This window comes from Proteus sp. fly-1067 (genome assembly GCF_040139345.1).
Classification (GTDB): Bacteria; Pseudomonadota; Gammaproteobacteria; order Enterobacterales; family Enterobacteriaceae; genus Proteus; species Proteus vulgaris_B.
The window spans coordinates 1-596 of record NZ_JBEEUL010000169.1; the positions used below are offsets into that span (position 1 = coordinate 1).

Annotated in this window: 1 protein-coding gene; it reads right to left on the reverse strand. The window is 40.8% G+C overall.

Going from position 1 to position 596, the window contains the following annotated elements; translation table 11 throughout:
• The coding region (locus tag ABN217_RS19805) for an AbgT family transporter (RefSeq protein ID WP_349459936.1) at positions 1-596 on the reverse strand (596 nt) is incomplete at both ends.

Consider the following 596-nt stretch of genomic DNA (forward strand, 5'->3'; position numbering starts at 1 on the left):
CTTTGTGCTCAATTGGTGTAATTTTACTGAGATCTTGTTCTGAATCGACATCCACTTCATTGGTCGTAATTGGGCAGTTTTTATTTAGCCAAGGTTCGACAATTTTTTCAGTAATAAACCAGCAGGTAAAAATCACGCCAAACGTACCACCAAGGCTAAAGAAATAGTTACACAAAACGTTAACACTGTAACCTGGTGCCATCATTTGAGCTGCGTCTTGGGTAAAACTTTGCATGATAGGGTCAATAATTGATGGCGTATAGCTCGCAGTAAAACCGCCTGCTAACCCAGCAAAAGGCGCTGCAATACCTGCTAATGGATTGCGACCACTGGCGTAAAACATCATGGCTGCAACAGGCATCAAAATCACATACGCGGAGTCTGACGCAATATGAGAGACGATACCGACAAAAACCACGGTTGGCGTCAACATTTTAGGGGTAATAAAGGAAAGCATTTTTTTCAAAGCAGTATTAATAAAGCCACTACTTTCAGCAATGCCGATCCCTAACGTTGCGACGATAGTTATTCCTAATGGAGGGAAATTAATGAAGTTTTTCACTGCCGATGTAATGAATAATATGATTTCTTCATAG